The organism is Cyanobacteria bacterium QS_8_64_29, from assembly GCA_003022125.1.
GTDB lineage: Bacteria > Cyanobacteriota > Cyanobacteriia > Cyanobacteriales > Rubidibacteraceae > QS-8-64-29.
Genome location: PXQH01000027.1, coordinates 1 through 14,672, shown reverse-complemented (window position 1 = coordinate 14,672; position 14,672 = coordinate 1). Strand labels below are relative to the sequence as shown.

Genomic DNA, 14,672 nt, shown 5'->3' with positions numbered 1-14,672 from the left:
ACGGTTTGTTATGGCAAGCCGGCCCGGCAGCCAGCGACGGCCAGCTTCCGGGCCAGCAGCGAAAGCAGCGACTAGCTCAGCGCGTTAATGGCGTAGTCGATGTAGGCGTTGGCTTCGGTGGCCGGTTGGCCGGTCAGGCCGTGGTTGGCCTTGATGTGCTTGAGGGCCTCGATGTACCAGCTCGGCGATAGGTCAAAGGTGCGGTTCATCTCTTCCAGGCCGGCAATCAGGTACTCGTCCATGGGCCCGGTTCCGCCGACTACCAGGCAGTAGGTGATGATGCGCAGGTAGTGGCCGATATCGCGCGAGCACTTGGCCTTGCCGCGCTGGTCGGAGGCGTATTGGGGGCCTTGCATTTGCGTCGTGTACGGGAATTTCTGGTACACGGCGTTAGCTGCCCCATCGATGAGCTGCTGCGACTTTTGGGTCAGGGCGCGGGCAGCTTCCATGCTGACCTGAGCCCGGTCGTTGCGGCCGTTGAATGCTTGGTACTCGCTGTTGCTGAGGAAGCGGCCTTCGGTATCGGCGGTTGCGATTGCTTCGGTGATGGGCGTTTTCATTTCTTAGTCCTTTCTAAACTGCGTCTTTGACTGCACGGTCTCGAGGTTAGAGGGCAACGGCGGTTGCTATTCGACCGCTTGCGAGGCGCGATCGAAGTAGCCAGCCAGCTCGGACATCAGCTGGCTGCAGTCCCCTTGGGTAACCCCATTGGGATCGTTGGCGATTTTGATGGCCTCATCTTTCATCTTCTGAACGCCATTGGCGACAGAGGCGCCCGGGACCCCTAGCGCTTGATAGGTCTCGCGCAAGCCGTTCAGGCAGCGATCTTCCAGGACGCTGGCATCGCCGGCAAACATGGCGTAGGTGACATAGCGCAAAATAATTTCCATATCGCGCAGGCAGGCCACCATGCGGCGGTTCGTGTAAGCGTTACCGCCGGGTTGGACCAGCTGCGGCTGCTCGTCGAACAGCGACCGAGCGGCATCGGTCACGATAGCCGAGCTGTTGCTGGTGAGGCGATTGACCACATCCAGCCGCTTGTCGCCTTCTTTCACCATTTCGGTGAGCGCGTCGAGTTGCTCGTTGCTGAGAAACTCGCCGCGGCTATCGGCTTGTGACACGACTCGAGTGAACGCGTCAAACATGGACTATTCTCCTTAGACTCTGGTTGCAGTATGTGCCTACAGCGACTAGGCTTAAATGCCTAACGATTGGCAAGCTGCCGGACAGCCGGAAAGGGTTTGAAAGGATGGCATTTCCCGCCCGTGAGGGCAACGGCAGCGGTACGGCAAATCCGCTGCGTTCGCCCAGGCGAGAAAGGCGCCTCAGGATGAGAGCAAAACCGAGTAATTTCTAATGCGAGTTAGGGCTCGCCCTGCTCATGCCATAAACCCCTTCTCGTATTCTTTATACAAGGTTGCCGCCGCGCTTATCGGTTAAGATATGTTTCAAATGTTTCGTTCGTGTTAAAGCCAACTTGTGCCTTTTTCCTCTAGGCCCAACGGCCGTTCCGCACTCGCCCCAGATGCGGCCGCTGAGGCGCTGGCGCCAGGGGCAGGCGCTCGCTTTAGCCGAGCGAGCGGCTAGCGGGCATTGCTGCGCTAGCAGTGTGGGCTGTGGGACAGCCGGTTTGCATGGCTTAATATTTGGCGGCAAGCGGTGGCGTTTGGGAAAATGCAGTGCTGTAGCCCTAGGCAGTCGAATCGGGATGAGCGATAGCAAGTCCAATCCTAAGGTGGCAAACCCGAAATCGGCCGAGGAAATCGAGGCGGCCATCACCGAGCTGGAAAAATCGCGCGAGAAAATCGTCAACGATGTGTTTCAAATGGCGCAGCGGGTGGAATGGTCCACCAAAGCCGCCATGGAGCACATCGGCCAAAATCCCGAGATCGTCAAGATTGATGCGGCAATCGAGGAGCTGCAGGCCAAACAAGCAGCTCTCGGGTCCGCTCAGTCAGAGCAGTCCGAGCGCTAGCAGCCGGGGCAATCCCGTGCGATAGCGGCCGCCAAGCGGCTGGGAGGCCTTACGCGGCTCGCTGGCTTGTTAGCACCCAGGTAAATGCCCCAGCAGCCGTTTGGCTTGCGCCGAGAGCACGCACCGTCAGTCTAGGGAGGTTGGCCATGGAGGCAATGGAGTTTTTCCAGCTGAGTGCCGGTAGCTGGCGATCGCTGCGCACGACCCACCACTTGCCGTTCCGGCGCGCCGAGGCGGGCGGCTCGGATATTGAGGTCGAGACGCTGGCAGCTAGCAACCCCAAGATCGTCGAGATCTGCAATTTCCATCAAATCGATCCGGCGCTGAGCGTTGGCGGCGCCCAGATCAGCTGGGATGGCGCCATGGCATGGGATAAGGAAGGCGACAGTCACGCCGGTTCCAGCGTGTTTGCCCTAGTCCCGGATGCGGATTCGGGCCGGCGCGGCCGCTTGCTGCGCGAGCGCGGCTACGCTGAGGAGATTCCGGTAGTGGGGCGCTACGAGCTCGACGGGGAAGATGCCCTAGTGCTCGCTACGGAATACGAGAGCATGAGCACCATCGAGCGCTTTTGGTTCCCCACGGCCAATTTGCGCATCCGCACCAGTACGGTCAAGCGCTTCGGCGGGCTCAACACGGCAACGTTTTGCGCCGAAATACGTACCGATGGCAGCCGTGATCGCACCGCCCCCGAAACGGCGGCGCCGGGCTTTCTGTCCCTGCTGGGCTGGTAGGCCGGGCGCACTGATTGGTAAGAAGTTATAAGTTGGCGCTGCGCGCCAGCCGCTCCCGCCTTAAGATTGACGTTAAGCTTACTTAAGATTCCCTAGACCGACGGAGGGTTGGATATGGCGCTTCCGGTATTGGAATACGTTCCTGCCAGTCAAAACACGCGCGTCGAAGGGTACGAAACGGGCAGCGAAGAGAAACCGCACGTTCTACCCGATGAGTCGCTAGCCTCCGAGAGCGATTACCAGCGCGTCATTTGGGCTGCCTACCGGCAGATCTTTAGCGAACACCAAATCCTGAGCAGCAACCGCCAAAAAATTCTGGAGTCCCAGCTGCGCTACGGCCAGATTACCGTGCGGGACTTCATTCGCGGCTTGGCCACTTCGGAACAGTTCCGGCGCCGCAACTATGAGCCCAACAGCAACTATCGCTTTGCCGAGTTGTGCGTGCAGCGCCTGCTCGGGCGCGATGTCTACAGCGAGCGCGAAAAAATTGCCTGGTCCATCGTGATAGCCCAGCAGGGGCTAGAAAGCTTTATTGACGCCCTACTGGATAGCGACGAGTACGTTAACAACTTCGGTTACAGTATCGTTCCCTACCAACGCCGCCGCATCCTGCCCCAGCACGAGAGTGGCGAGACGCCGTTCAACCTCAAAACGCCGCGCTACGGGCCCTACTACCGCGCCCAGCTGGGCTTTCCGCAGATCGTGTGGCAGCCTGTCGTGCGCCGCTTCACGCCGCAAGAGCGCCAACCGCGCGAGGGCGATCCCCGCCGGTTTCTGGGGATGGCCCGCGGCATCAGCAGTGCCAAGGCCCAGTCCGTGCTGCGCGTCTCGGCCCTCAACATCGACTACGAGCGGGCCGTTCCCTACCGGCGAGCCAGCTAGCGTGCCTATCCCCAACGCTGCTGCAGGGACAAGCGCAGCTGGGTTAGCTCGGCAGGCAGAGGGGCAACGACCTCGAGGGGCTCGCCCGAGTGGGGATGCGCTAGCTGCAAGCACCAGGCGTGGAGGGCCTGACCGGTCAATGCCAGTCCCTTAGGGGATCCCGAGCTGTAAACGGGATCCCCTAGGATGGGGTGCCCCAGATGCGCTGCATGCACCCGAACCTGGTGCGTCCGGCCGGTCTCGAGCTCGAAGGCGATCGCCGCCCAGTTGGTGCCGGCCTCGAGCAGGCGCCAGCGCGTGCGAGCCGGCTGTCCGCCACTGGCCAGGACGGCCATTTTTTTGCGATCGCGCGGATGGCGCCCGATGGGCGCTTCAATCGTGCCCTCGCGCTGGTGGGGGCAGCCGCGCACGAGGCCGAGGTAGTGGCGCCGCGCCGTTCGGGCTTGGATTTGGGCTTGCAGGCTGCGGTGGGCTGCATCCGTTTTGGCAACGGCCATTGCGCCGCTAGTGTCGCGATCGAGGCGGTGGACGATGCCCGGACGCTGGGGATCGCTCAGCCCCGAGAGCGAGTCGCAGTGGGCGAGTAGGGCGTTAACTACGGTGCCGCTGGCATGGCCGGGGGCCGGGTGAACGACCCAACCGGCGGGCTTGTTGAGCGCCAGCAAGCACGCGTCCTCGTAGAGAACGTCGAGGGGCCAAGCTTCGGGGGGCGGGGCTTGCGGTGGGGCGGCGGGCAGCGCCAACTGCACCCAGTCGCCGCGCTGCAAGCGCGCTTGCTTGGCCGTGCAGCGCCTGCCGTTGCGGGCAACGTAGCCTGAGGCAATCAGCGATTGCAAGTAAGCCCGGGATAAATCCGGGCGCGCGCGCGCCAGCCAGCGATCGAGGCGATCGCCGCCTGCGTCAACATGGAGCCGCTGGGGGGCTTCCGGAGCGGGAGGGGAAGGCATCGCGCCTGTTTCGCCGGGCGCCTCCAATTGTAGGTACCCGCCGCTGGCCGAGCGTGCCAGTCCCGACCGGCGGCAATTTTGCTATGCTCGAGCGTCGGCATCTCCCACAGACAAGCCCCAAGCGGCGTACTGGATTCTGGTCATGGCTGTAGCGCGCGTAGGCATCTTGGGCGGCGGGCAGTTGGCCCGCATGCTGGCAGCCGCCGCCGAGCCACTGGGGCTGGAAGCGATCGTGCAGACCGCCAGCGAGGCGGATCCGGCCGTTGCAACTGCCAGCGATGCCATCCTGGTGCCGCTGAGCGACGCAGCCGCGACAGCCCGGTTGGCCGAGCGCTGCGACGTGCTGACCTTCGAGAACGAGTCTATCGACCTGGCGCTGCTGCAGCCGCTGGCCCAGCAGGGCACTTGCTTTCGGCCCAGCCTGGCGAGTTTGGAGCCGCTGCTCGATAAATACCGGCAGCGCTGCTGCCTGCAGGCGCTGGGGTTGCCCACGCCGCGCTTCGCGGCGCTGACAGCGGGCGGCGATTGCGAGCCGGATTGGGGATTTCCGGCCGTTTTGAAAGCTCGGCGCCACGGTTATGACGGTTACGGCACCACCATCGTTGCCGACCGGTCTGCTCTGGAGGCCAGCTGGGCCCAACAGGGGCATCCCGCCATGCTACTGGAGGAGTACGTCCCCTACGAGCGCGAGCTGGCCATCATGGCAGCCCGCAACCTCAGCGGCGAAATCGCCGTTTTTCCGCTGGTGGAGACGCAGCAGCAAGACCAGGTGTGCCACTGCGCCATCGTGCCGGCCCCCGTTTCTGAAGGCATCCGAGAGCAGGCCGAGGCCATGGCGCGGACGTTGCTCTGGCAGCTGCAAATTGTTGGCACCTTCGGCATCGAGTTCTTTTTGCGACCGAGCGGGGAGCTGCTGGTCAATGAAGTGGCGCCGCGCACGCACAACTCCGGCCACTACAGCCTGGATGCCTGTGATCGCTCCCAGTTCGAGCTGCAGCTGCGCGCCATTGCCGACTGGCCGCTGGGGCAGCCGCAGCTGCGCTGGCCCGGCGCTGTCATGATCAATTTGTTGGGCTACGAGTACGCCCAAGATGCCTACAGCGAAAAGCGGGCGCAACTCGCCGCCGTTCCCCAGGCGCGCGTCCATTGGTACGGCAAGCAGCAATCGCGCCCCGGTCGCAAGCTCGGCCACGTCACGGTGCCGCTGGAGTCTGGCGAGCTGGGTGAGGCGCAGGCCCTCGGTGATCGCGTCGCTGCCCTTTGGTATCCGTAACGGCGGTCTGGCATCTTGCCAGCCTCGCGGCTGAGCTGAATAATAGATAAGTAGCAATCTGCTGCGGCGTTGGTGACTGCCAAAAGTGTTCTTGATCTACGCCTGATCCAACGAGGGAACCAGCTCACCTGCGGCAGTAGGCCGGACATGCGCCGCATGCAGCCGGAAACTTCAAGCGGGGACTGCCGGTACCCACCTAAGTGATGAGGTCAGGAACTGAGGCAAAACGGCGCCGCGGCAGATTCTTATCGTTCGATCTCCACAAGAGCGCACCCACCGGCCGGTGCTGCCGAAATCGGCAACCGGCATGCTAGTCTAAGCGGAAATCGGGCAACCGAGGGAGTCCATGGTGCGCGCAACGTCATTGCCAGTCGAGGCGCAAGCCCATTCGGCCTGCCCCGCCAACGTCATGCAGTGGCCGAGCGGGCTGACCGCCATTCACCAACCCGTACCGGCAACGCCGGTGGTGGTTGCCGATGTTTGGGTGCAAGCGGGCAGCCGGCGCGAGCCTGCCCAATGGTTGGGGATGGCGCACTTCCTCGAGCACATGATCTTTAAAGGCACCGAGCGGATTGCGCCGGGGGCCTTCGACCGCGCCATCGAGCAGCGGGGCGGGACGGCCAATGCCGCCACCAGCCACGATTACGCCCATTTCTTTATTACCGCAGCAGCCACCGACATCGAGCGCACCCTGCCCGAGCTTGCCGAGCTGCTGCTGCACGCTCGCATTCCCGAAGGCGAATTCGACTGCGAGCGGGATGTCGTGCTCGAGGAGCTCAATGGCTGCCACGACGATCCGGACTGGTGGGGCTTCCAGGCCCTGTGCGAGAGCCTCTACCCCCATCATCCCTACGGCCGACCGATTTTGGGCACTGCCGAACGGCTGCAAGCCCACTCGCCCGAGGACATGCGCCGCTTTCACCGCGCGCACTATCAGCCAGAAAACGTCAGTGTTGCCCTGGTCGGCGGTATCGAGCAGCAGCGAGCGCGCGCGCTGATCGAATCGGCCTTTAGCGCATTCGCGCCCCGCAGCGAGGCGCCGCCGGTTGCCATCGAACCTGACCCGCCGCTTGCCACCATCCGCCGCCAGCAAATTCGCTCCTCGCGCATCGAGCAAGCCCGCTTGCTCATGGGCTGGCGCGGCCCCGGCACCGATTGCCTGGACGATGCTGTGGGCCTGGATGTGCTGTCAGCGCTTTTGGGCGAGGGGCGCTCGTCGCGCTTGGTTCAGGAGCTGCGCGAGCAAAAGCAGCTAGTACAGGATATCGGCTGCGAGTTCTCGCTCCAGCGCGACTCCAGCCTGATTGCCATCTGCACGCTGCTGCCGCTCGAGCATGCTGAGGCTGTTGAGGCCATCGTGCGCGATCACCTGCGGCAGCTGCAGCAGGTCCCGGTTGCGGCAGGCGAGCTCGCGCGCGCGCAGCGCTTGCTGTGCAACGATTACGCCTTCTCCACCGAGACCCCCGGTCAGCTCGCCGGGCTGTACGGCTACTACAGCACGGTCGCCCGCTTGGAGCAGGCAACGAGCTACCCGCACCGGTTGCGCCAAATTGGCCCCCAAGACCTGCAGCGCCTGGCCGCGCAGTACCTCTCGCCTGATCGCTACGCGGTGACGCTCGTCAAACCCGATCCGGACGCCTAAGGGCCGCTCATGCAAGCGCCTGCCAGCACCGCGCAGCCGCAGCCATCCTGTCAGCGAACGGTTCTTGGCAATGGGATGGCATTGCTGGTCGCGCCCAATCCGGTGGCCGACATTGTGGCGGGTTGCCTGTTCGTGCGGCATGCCGGCGCGCACGGGGAGCCGCGGGAGCGCGCTGGCACGGCCAATTTGCTCTCGGCCGTTTTGACCAAAGGCAGCGAGCGGCAGTCGGCGGCTGCCATTGCCGAGCGCGTCGAGTCGATGGGCGCGGAGCTAGAAGCCGATGCTGCCCCCGACTACCTGCTGCTGAGTTTTAAAGCCGTCTCGGCCGATTGGGCGGCCTTATTGCGACTGCTGGCCGAGATCGCGCGCGCGCCCAGCTTGCCCGAGGCTGAAATCGAGCTGGAGCGCAACGTCGCCCTGCAGGACCTCCGGCAAGCTCGGGAGCAACCGGCTAGCGTCGCGCTGGAGGGCCTGCAGGCTGGCCTGTACCCGCACCATCCCTATGGAGTGTCAGTACTGGGCACCGAAGCCAGCGTGGCAGCCCTGACGCGCGCGGATTTGCAGCGCCACCACCAAACCTTTTTCCGCCCCGACAATGTGACCCTCAGCCTGGCTGGCAATCTCGACGCCGAGGGCGCGATCGCCACGGCCAACGAAGTGCTAGGCGATTGGCAGCCGCCGCAAGCGCCGCTGCCGACCCCGCAGCTGCCCGCGCCGGTGCCGCAATCCGGGCAGACTGCCACCGAGCAGGCAAGCCAGCAGGCCTTCGTCATGCTGGGCTATCTGGCCCCCTCGGTTCGGGACGCGGACTATCCGGCCTTGAAGCTGCTGAGCAGTTATTTGGGCAACGGCCTCTCCAGCCGCCTGTTTGTCGAGCTGCGCGAGAAGCGCGGCCTAGCCTACGAGGTGTCGGCGTTCTACCCTACGCGCTGGGATCCGGCGCCCTTTGTCGCCTACATGGGGACGGCACCCCAAAATGCCGCAACGGCGCTGGCCGGGCTGCAGCAGGAGATCGAGCGGGCCTGCAGCCATCCTGTTAGCGAGTCCACCCTGGCGGCTGCCCAGAGCCAGCTGCTGGGCCAGTACGCCCTGGGCAAGCAGAGCAACGCGCAGCTGGCGCAGCTCTATGGGTGGTACGACGCGCTCGGGGTGGGAGCCGCATTCGATCAGCAGCTCCAGCAAGCCGTCGCTGCCGTTACCCCAGAGGCACTGCAAGCAGTCGCGCGGCGTTACTTGCAGGGGAAGCCCTACGTATCGCTGGTCGGTCCCGGCGAGGCGATCGCGCGCTGCGAGGGCTGAGATGGGCGTTTACGCGCTACCAGCCCTACAAGCGGAGATTGCGGCCAACCCGCAGCAGTGGCGTCCGCTGGTGCTAACCAACGGCTGCTTTGACTTGCTCCATCCGGGTCACGTGCGCTACCTGCAGGCCGCCCGCTCGTTGGGGCAGGCGCTGGTGGTCGGCACCAACACCGACGGAGCCGTACGCCAGCTCAAACCCGCCCCACCGGGCTACCCGCAGCGCCCCATCTTGGGCGAGGCAGAGCGGGCCGAACTGCTGGCGGCCCTGGGCGCCGTCGATGGCGTCGTCGTGTTTGCCGAGACGACGGCCAGCGCGCTGCTGCGCGCGCTGCAGCCCGAGTTTTATGCCAAAGGCGGCGACTATACCCTCGCCGAGCTGCCTGAAGCACCGGCCGCGCAAGCTTGCGGTGCCGAAATTGCTTTGATGGCGATCGACTCGGATTGCTCCAGCAGTGCCATCATCGAGCGCATTCTGGCCGCGCGCGCGAGCCCCTAACGCCAGCCAGCGAGCCATTCGGTTGCGGGCGAACAGTGCAACCCCCTACGTTGGCCGTTGGACGCCCTTGCCGCTGCCTGCTTATGAGCGATCCCCAATCCCCCTTGGCATCGCCCTCCGCGGACGATATTGCCGAGATCGGCCGCCAGCTTCCCACGGCATCGCCCAAAAAGCAGCTGCAGCTGATCGCGCAGCTCGCCCAGGCGGGTGAGCCCGGGCTGGATGCCCTCATGGCATTCCTACAGGAGTGCGATGCAACCGCCAACCCCGCAGCCGGCAAGGCCTACCAGACGCTCTATCAGGCTGAGATGCCGGCAGCGCAACAGTTTCTGGCCGAGCGCTTTCCCGAGGGCATGGTTCCGCTGCGATCGCAGCGCGGCGTTGACTACAGCCCCATCCAGCAAGCGCTGGCGCAGCAAGCCTACCAAAGCGCCGATCGCCTCACTCGCGAGAAGCTCTGCGAGCTCGCCGGCCCTGACGCCGTGGGGCGGCAGTGGCTTTACTTCACCGAAGTCAACAACTTCCCCACCCCCGATCTGCAAACCGTCGACGAGCTTTGGCTTGCCTACTCAGAAGGAAAATTCGGCTACTCCGTCCAGCGCCAAATCTGGCTCTCGGTGGGGCAAGCTTGGGAAAAGCTGTGGCCCAAAATTGGCTGGAAAAGCGGCCGCAACTGGACGCGCTACCCGGATGAGTTTGTTTGGGATCTGAGCGCACCGCGAGGCCACCTGCCGCTATCCAACCAGCTGCGCGGGGCGCGCGTGCTAATATCGCTGCTTACGCATCCGGCCGTTGCCGGCGAGTGAATGGTCCCCACGGTTTGGCAGCGACTGACCCTATCGCAAACGCCGCTCGCGCGCTGGCGCGGGGCCAGCGTTCTGCACTGGCCTGTTGGGGCAGCAAGAGCGTGGCGCCAGGGTAGCTGGCTGCTGCGCTGGGCCCAGCCGCTGGGCGTGCTACTCATCGGCTTAGTGGTAGCGCTCGGTCCGTTTGTCTCCACCTCGCTCATTGGCGTCTTGCTCATCGCCTGCGGGGGGTACTGGGGGCTGCTAACCCTCGCCGACGATGAACCCGCGCAGCTAACGCCCATCCACTTGCTGGTGCTGGCCTACTGGGGCGTCGCCGCCATTGCGGTGGCGTTTTCCCCCGTGCCCGAAGCGGCCTTGAAAGGCTGGGCAACGCTAACCCTCTACCTGCTGTTCTTTGCCCTGGCCGCTCGCATCTTGCGCGCCCCGCACTGGCGCAACCGGACGATCGCGCTGGTGCTGCACGTCTCGCTGGCGGTTAGCGCGTACGGCATCCGGCAGCAGTCTTTCGGGGTCGATCCGCGGGCCACTTGGACGGATCCGGACTCGACCTTGGCCGGGACGACGCGCGTTTATAGTTTCCTGGGCAACCCCAACCTGCTGGCGAGCTACCTGCTCCCGGCCCTGGCCCTGAGCCTCGCCGCCGTTTGGGCTTGGCGGCGCTGGCTGCCCAAGGCCCTGGCTGCCACCATGACCGTTGCGAATGCCAGCTGCCTTTATCTGACCGACAGCCGTGGCGGCTGGATTGGCATGCTGGCGTTGGTCGCGGTCTTTTTGCTACTGCTGCGCTACTGGTGGAATGCCGCCCTATCGCCATTTTGGCGCCGGTGGCTGCTACCAGCAGCCACTGCCGCCCTAGCAGCTTTGATCCTGGGCGCTGTAGCCACGGTGGAGCCGCTGCGCACCCGCGTTGCTAGCATTTTTGCCTGGCGCGAGAACAGCAGCAATAACTTTCGCATCAACGTCTGGGCGGCCGTGCTGGAGATGATCCGCGATCGGCCGCTGATTGGCATTGGGCCCGGCCACGAAAGCTTCAACCAGATCTATCCGCTCTACCAGCGGCCCAACTACAACGCCCTCAGTGCCTACTCCGTGTTCCTCGAGCACGCGGTCGAGATGGGGGCAGCCGGACTGCTTGCTTTTCTGTGGTTGCTAGCAACCCTCGGTGCCCAAGCTCAGCAACAGCTGGCGCGCTTGCGCGCCACTTGGCACCCGCAGAGATGGTGGTTGATGGCCGCGCTGGCGGGCATGGCCGGGCTGCTGGCCCACGGCTTGGTCGATACGGTCTGGTACCGCCCGCAGGTCAATACGCTCTGGTGGCTGCTCGTGGCGCTGGTGGCGAGCTACGCCCAGCCCGGCACTGGCAAGCCGCGATCGCAGGATGGCTAAAAGCGCTTGACCACGCGCTGCATTTCCTTTTCGGCCTCGCGCTGTTTGATGGTCTCGCGCTTGTCGTATTTTTTCTTGCCTTTGGCTAAGCCCAGGCTAACTTTAGCCAGGCCGCGGGCCAGATACAGCTTGACGGGCACGAGCGTGAACCCTTTCTGTTGGATCTTGCCGGATAGCTTGTCGATCTCGCGGCGGTGCAGCAGCAGCTTGCGCGTCCGGCGCGGCTCGTGGTTGAAGTACTGGCCGCTGCCTTGGAACGGGGCAATGTGGACGTTGAGCAGCCAGACTTCGCGGTTGCGAATGATCGCGTAGCCATCGCGCAAGTTGGCTCGCCCAGCCCGCACGGATTTGATCTCGGTCCCGGTGAGCTGAATGCCCGCTTCGTAAGTTTCTTGGATCTCGTAGAGGAAGCGGGCTTGGCGGTTTTCGCTAACGACTGTGATGCCGCCGTTCATGGCCCTCCGCTAGGCTCGCTCCAGCCAGTCGAAGATCCGATCAAGCTGCTCCGGATCGATCAGCCCGTACTGCCACAGCACCATGGCCAGCTGGCTGGGCGTGGCTGTGCAATGGCGTCGCGCTAGCTCGATTGCGTTTTGGGAGATACCAAGCTCCTCGCGGAGGAATCGGACGAACTGAGCGAACATGGCCCAAGAAAATGAGAGCTTATTGGTTGGAGATCTTAAGGCTTTAACGAAACTTAAGCAACCCCTGCCCGAGCGTCGTTAGCAGTAGCGCCTACCCTACTCGCCCGCCCGCCAGATTGCATCCGCAACGCGACAGACATCGCGCAAGGAGGCGACCTCGTGAACGCGCAGGATGTCAGCGGATCCGGCAATCGCAGCGCAGCAAGCGGCTGCCGTTCCCCAATCCCGGGCCTTGGGATCGCCGCGATCGAGCAGGCGGCCGATAAAGCCCTTGCGGGAGGCGCCTACCAGCAGCGGAACGCCGAGAGCGCCAAAGGCATTGGCATGGCGCAGCAGGGCAAGGTTTTGCCCGTCGTCTTTGGCAAAGCCAATGCCCGGATCCGCAATGAGGTGCGAGTGGGGGACGCCGGCACGCGTAGCCCGCTCGAGGCACGCCTGTAGCTCCCGATAAATCTCCCCAACGGGATCGGCGTAGTCGGTTAGCTGCTGCATGGTTTCGGGCGTGCCGCGGCTGTGCGTCAGCACGATGGGCACTCCCAGTTGAGCGACGGTCGGCAGCATGTCGGCGTCAAAGCGTCCGCCTGAGACATCGTTGACCAAATCGGCACCGGCCGCAACGGCGGCGCGCGCGGTGGCTGCACGCCGCGTATCAATGGAGATGGGGGCCGAAACGGCAGCCCTTACGGCTTGCAAGACGGGCAAGACGCGATCGCGTTCCGTTGTAGCGGTAACAGGGGGTGCGCCCGGACGCGTCGACTCGCCGCCCAAATCGATGAAGTCAGCACCGGCAGCCTCCAGTTGCTGGGCTTGTGCCAGCGCTGCCTGGGGCGCAATAAAGTCGCCGCCATCGCTAAAGCTATCGGGGGTCACGTTGAGCACGCCCATGATGTAAGAGCGCGTGCCCCAGCGAAAGTGGCGCCCGCGCAAGGTCAGATGCTGCCGTTCGACCCCCTCAGGCATGAGCAGCCAGCCTCGTTAGGACGAGCGGTAATTCACAATGCGAGCAAACTTGCTCGGATCCAAACTGGCACCGCCGACCAACACGCCATCAATTTGGGGTTGAGCCATAATGGCATCGATATTGTCGGGTTTGACAGAACCGCCGTACTGGATGGTGACCTCGGGATTGGATAACTGCGAGCGGATCTGGCCGATCGCGCGGTTGGCCTCGGTGGCATCGCAAGTCTCGCCCGTGCCGATTGCCCAGATGGGTTCGTAGGCCACGATCGCGCGATTCAGATCCAGACCCGCCAAACTGTCACGTACCTGGCGGGTAATGACAGCCTCCGTTTCGCCCGCATCGCGCTGCTGCTTGCTCTCACCAATGCAAACGATGGGAATTAAGCCGTGCCGCTGGGCTGCCTGCGCCCGCCAGCTGACCGTTTCGTCGGTATCGCCGAAGTGCTCGCGCCGTTCGCTGTGGCCGACGACCGCATGGGTAACGCCCATCTCGGCCAGCATGGCCCCTGAGACTTCGCCGGTAAACGCGCCTGAGTCCGCCCAGTGCACGTTCTGGGCGCTTAGTCGTACGCGGCTGTCTTGGAGCTTTTGCGACAGAGGGCCCAGTGCCGTATAAGGAGCGCAGAGCACAATATCGCGCTCTTCGGCCTGGCTGTCTAGCTCGGGCATTAAATCCTGCACGAACGCCAGCGACTCGGCCTGCGTTTTGTGCATTTTCCAGTTACCGGCAATCACGATTTTGCGCACGGTTCCTCTGTTGAGCTTCAACCTCCCTTAGTGTAAGGCTCTACCCCGACCAAGCGGGCAATGCTGCAGTCGGCCAATTGGCAAAGCCGCAGTGCGCGCCGGGAATGGCTGGAAGACTTCCCCCGGGCGCTTTTCCCGAATCATTCACCTTCGGTCGCTACCGTCAAAGCCGAACGACCGCGGTTGGGATGTTGCCCAGGCGCGGACTATCTGGAGGAAAGACCATGTTGAGCCTAAAACGCTTAACCGGCAGTACGGCATTGGCTCTCTTGCTGGCAAGTGGCTTGGCTGGGCCGGTGCGATCCCAGCCCCAGCAGTCGCCGGCTGGGGAGGCCAAGCAACAAAACCAGCCTGAAGCTGCCCAGCAGGTTAGTGAAAGCGACCTCAAAAAGCTTGCTAGCGCGATCGAGCGCTTGCAAGGGGTTCAGCAACAATCGCGCCAAAAAGTGGCATCAGCCATTCAAGCTAGTGGCTTGAGCAAGCAACGGTTCCGTACGATTTTGCAGTCCCAATCGGGACAAGGCAAATCTGATAAGTCAGATTCGGTGAGCGCGAAAGAAAAAAAGCAGTTCCAGCAAGCACTCGATCGCATTCGAGACATCCAGCAAGAATCACAGAAAGAGAAACAGCAGGGGACCTCTATTTATTAACTAGATACCAGTTCGAGAAACAAAAAACGCTACCTCTCGGTAGCTCGATTGATGGTCAAGTATTGGATTAAATTACAATTTGGCGGTCTTAAACTGGTATGACATATTACTCATGGACAGGGTCAGGCATTAGCTGTATATTCCCAAAAGACGTACCTTTTGAAGTTGTAAGTTAAGTTTATCAATCCAATATTTGCTGCAACTCGCATTTTCCCAATCGAACGCACGAGT

General features: G+C 63.2%; 17 protein-coding genes and 1 other RNA gene. 11 read left to right on the top strand and 7 right to left on the bottom strand.

The genetic code is table 11. The features are described 5' to 3' along the window. Positions 1 to 71: 71 nt before the first annotated feature. Positions 72 to 560: a phycocyanin subunit alpha gene (gene cpcA, locus BRC58_05170; protein PSP17843.1), complete on the bottom strand. Its 489-nt coding sequence runs from the start codon at positions 558 to 560 to the stop codon at positions 72 to 74. 66 nt (positions 561 to 626) lie between these two features. After that, a complete protein-coding gene (locus BRC58_05165; GenBank protein PSP17842.1) occupies positions 627 to 1,145 on the bottom strand; it encodes a phycocyanin subunit beta in 519 nt (172 codons plus the stop codon). A 563-nt stretch (positions 1,146 to 1,708) separates the two neighbouring features. On the opposite strand from BRC58_05165, the gene BRC58_05160 reads away from it, so the two are divergent. From BRC58_05160 to BRC58_05150, 3 genes are all read left to right on the top strand, one after another. Continuing rightward, positions 1,709 to 1,975: an acetyltransferase gene (locus tag BRC58_05160; GenBank protein ID PSP17841.1), complete on the top strand. Its 267-nt coding sequence runs from the start codon at positions 1,709 to 1,711 to the stop codon at positions 1,973 to 1,975. 146 nt (positions 1,976 to 2,121) lie between these two features. Then, positions 2,122 to 2,706: a phycobiliprotein lyase gene (locus BRC58_05155; protein PSP17840.1), complete on the top strand. Its 585-nt coding sequence runs from the start codon at positions 2,122 to 2,124 to the stop codon at positions 2,704 to 2,706. A 114-nt stretch (positions 2,707 to 2,820) separates the two neighbouring features. Further along, positions 2,821 to 3,588 carry a phycobilisome rod-core linker polypeptide CpcG gene (locus BRC58_05150; protein ID PSP17839.1) on the top strand — a complete coding sequence of 256 codons (768 nt, stop codon included), beginning with the start codon at positions 2,821 to 2,823 and terminating at the stop codon, positions 3,586 to 3,588. A 5-nt stretch (positions 3,589 to 3,593) separates the two neighbouring features. Here BRC58_05150 and BRC58_05145 read toward each other — a convergent pair whose 3' ends face one another. Next, positions 3,594 to 4,535, bottom strand: coding sequence for an RluA family pseudouridine synthase (locus BRC58_05145; protein PSP17860.1), 942 nt, complete (start codon positions 4,533 to 4,535; stop codon positions 3,594 to 3,596). A 142-nt stretch (positions 4,536 to 4,677) separates the two neighbouring features. On the opposite strand from BRC58_05145, the gene BRC58_05140 reads away from it, so the two are divergent. From BRC58_05140 to ictB, 7 genes are all read left to right on the top strand, one after another. Continuing rightward, positions 4,678 to 5,808, top strand: coding sequence for a 5-(carboxyamino)imidazole ribonucleotide synthase (locus BRC58_05140; protein ID PSP17838.1), 1,131 nt, complete (start codon positions 4,678 to 4,680; stop codon positions 5,806 to 5,808). Positions 5,809 to 5,863: 55 nt separating this feature from the next. Further along, a non-coding RNA gene (gene ssrS / locus BRC58_05135) (6S RNA) lies at positions 5,864 to 6,053 on the top strand. A 101-nt stretch (positions 6,054 to 6,154) separates the two neighbouring features. Then, positions 6,155 to 7,450, top strand: a complete 1,296-nt coding sequence (locus BRC58_05130; protein PSP17837.1) for a peptidase M16 — start codon at positions 6,155 to 6,157, stop codon at positions 7,448 to 7,450. A 9-nt stretch (positions 7,451 to 7,459) separates the two neighbouring features. After that, complete coding sequence (locus BRC58_05125; GenBank protein ID PSP17836.1) at positions 7,460 to 8,749, top strand: peptidase M16; 1,290 nt, start codon at positions 7,460 to 7,462, stop codon at positions 8,747 to 8,749. Position 8,750: 1 nt separating this feature from the next. Then, the gene (locus BRC58_05120; GenBank protein ID PSP17835.1) at positions 8,751 to 9,245 is read left to right on the top strand and encodes a D-glycero-beta-D-manno-heptose 1-phosphate adenylyltransferase; all 495 of its coding nucleotides are present in this window, start codon (positions 8,751 to 8,753) and stop codon (positions 9,243 to 9,245) included. 83 nt (positions 9,246 to 9,328) lie between these two features. Next, a complete protein-coding gene (locus BRC58_05115) occupies positions 9,329 to 10,051 on the top strand; it encodes a hypothetical protein (protein PSP17834.1) in 723 nt (240 codons plus the stop codon). Continuing rightward, positions 10,052 to 11,440 (top strand): putative bicarbonate transporter, IctB family, encoded by a 1,389-nt coding sequence (gene ictB / locus BRC58_05110; GenBank protein PSP17833.1) that lies wholly within the window; start codon positions 10,052 to 10,054, stop codon positions 11,438 to 11,440. It begins immediately after the preceding gene. On the opposite strand, the gene BRC58_05105 is transcribed toward ictB, so the two are convergent. The 4 genes from BRC58_05105 to BRC58_05090 form a co-directional block, all read right to left on the bottom strand. Next, positions 11,437 to 11,895 (bottom strand): SsrA-binding protein, encoded by a 459-nt coding sequence (locus tag BRC58_05105; GenBank protein PSP17832.1) that lies wholly within the window; start codon positions 11,893 to 11,895, stop codon positions 11,437 to 11,439. The two genes, ictB and BRC58_05105, sit on opposite strands and share 4 nt — an antisense overlap. A gap of 9 nt (positions 11,896 to 11,904) precedes the next feature. Beyond that, positions 11,905 to 12,084 carry a hypothetical protein gene (locus BRC58_05100; protein ID PSP17831.1) on the bottom strand — a complete coding sequence of 60 codons (180 nt, stop codon included), beginning with the start codon at positions 12,082 to 12,084 and terminating at the stop codon, positions 11,905 to 11,907. Positions 12,085 to 12,180: 96 nt separating this feature from the next. Next, a complete protein-coding gene (gene folP, locus BRC58_05095; GenBank protein ID PSP17830.1) occupies positions 12,181 to 13,044 on the bottom strand; it encodes a dihydropteroate synthase in 864 nt (287 codons plus the stop codon). 15 nt (positions 13,045 to 13,059) lie between these two features. Then, a complete protein-coding gene (locus BRC58_05090; protein PSP17859.1) occupies positions 13,060 to 13,758 on the bottom strand; it encodes a triose-phosphate isomerase in 699 nt (232 codons plus the stop codon). A 329-nt stretch (positions 13,759 to 14,087) separates the two neighbouring features. Between BRC58_05090 and BRC58_05085 the strand changes: the two genes are divergently transcribed. Then, positions 14,088 to 14,441 (top strand): hypothetical protein, encoded by a 354-nt coding sequence (locus BRC58_05085; protein PSP17829.1) that lies wholly within the window; start codon positions 14,088 to 14,090, stop codon positions 14,439 to 14,441. The last annotated feature ends 231 nt before the right edge of the window (positions 14,442 to 14,672 follow it).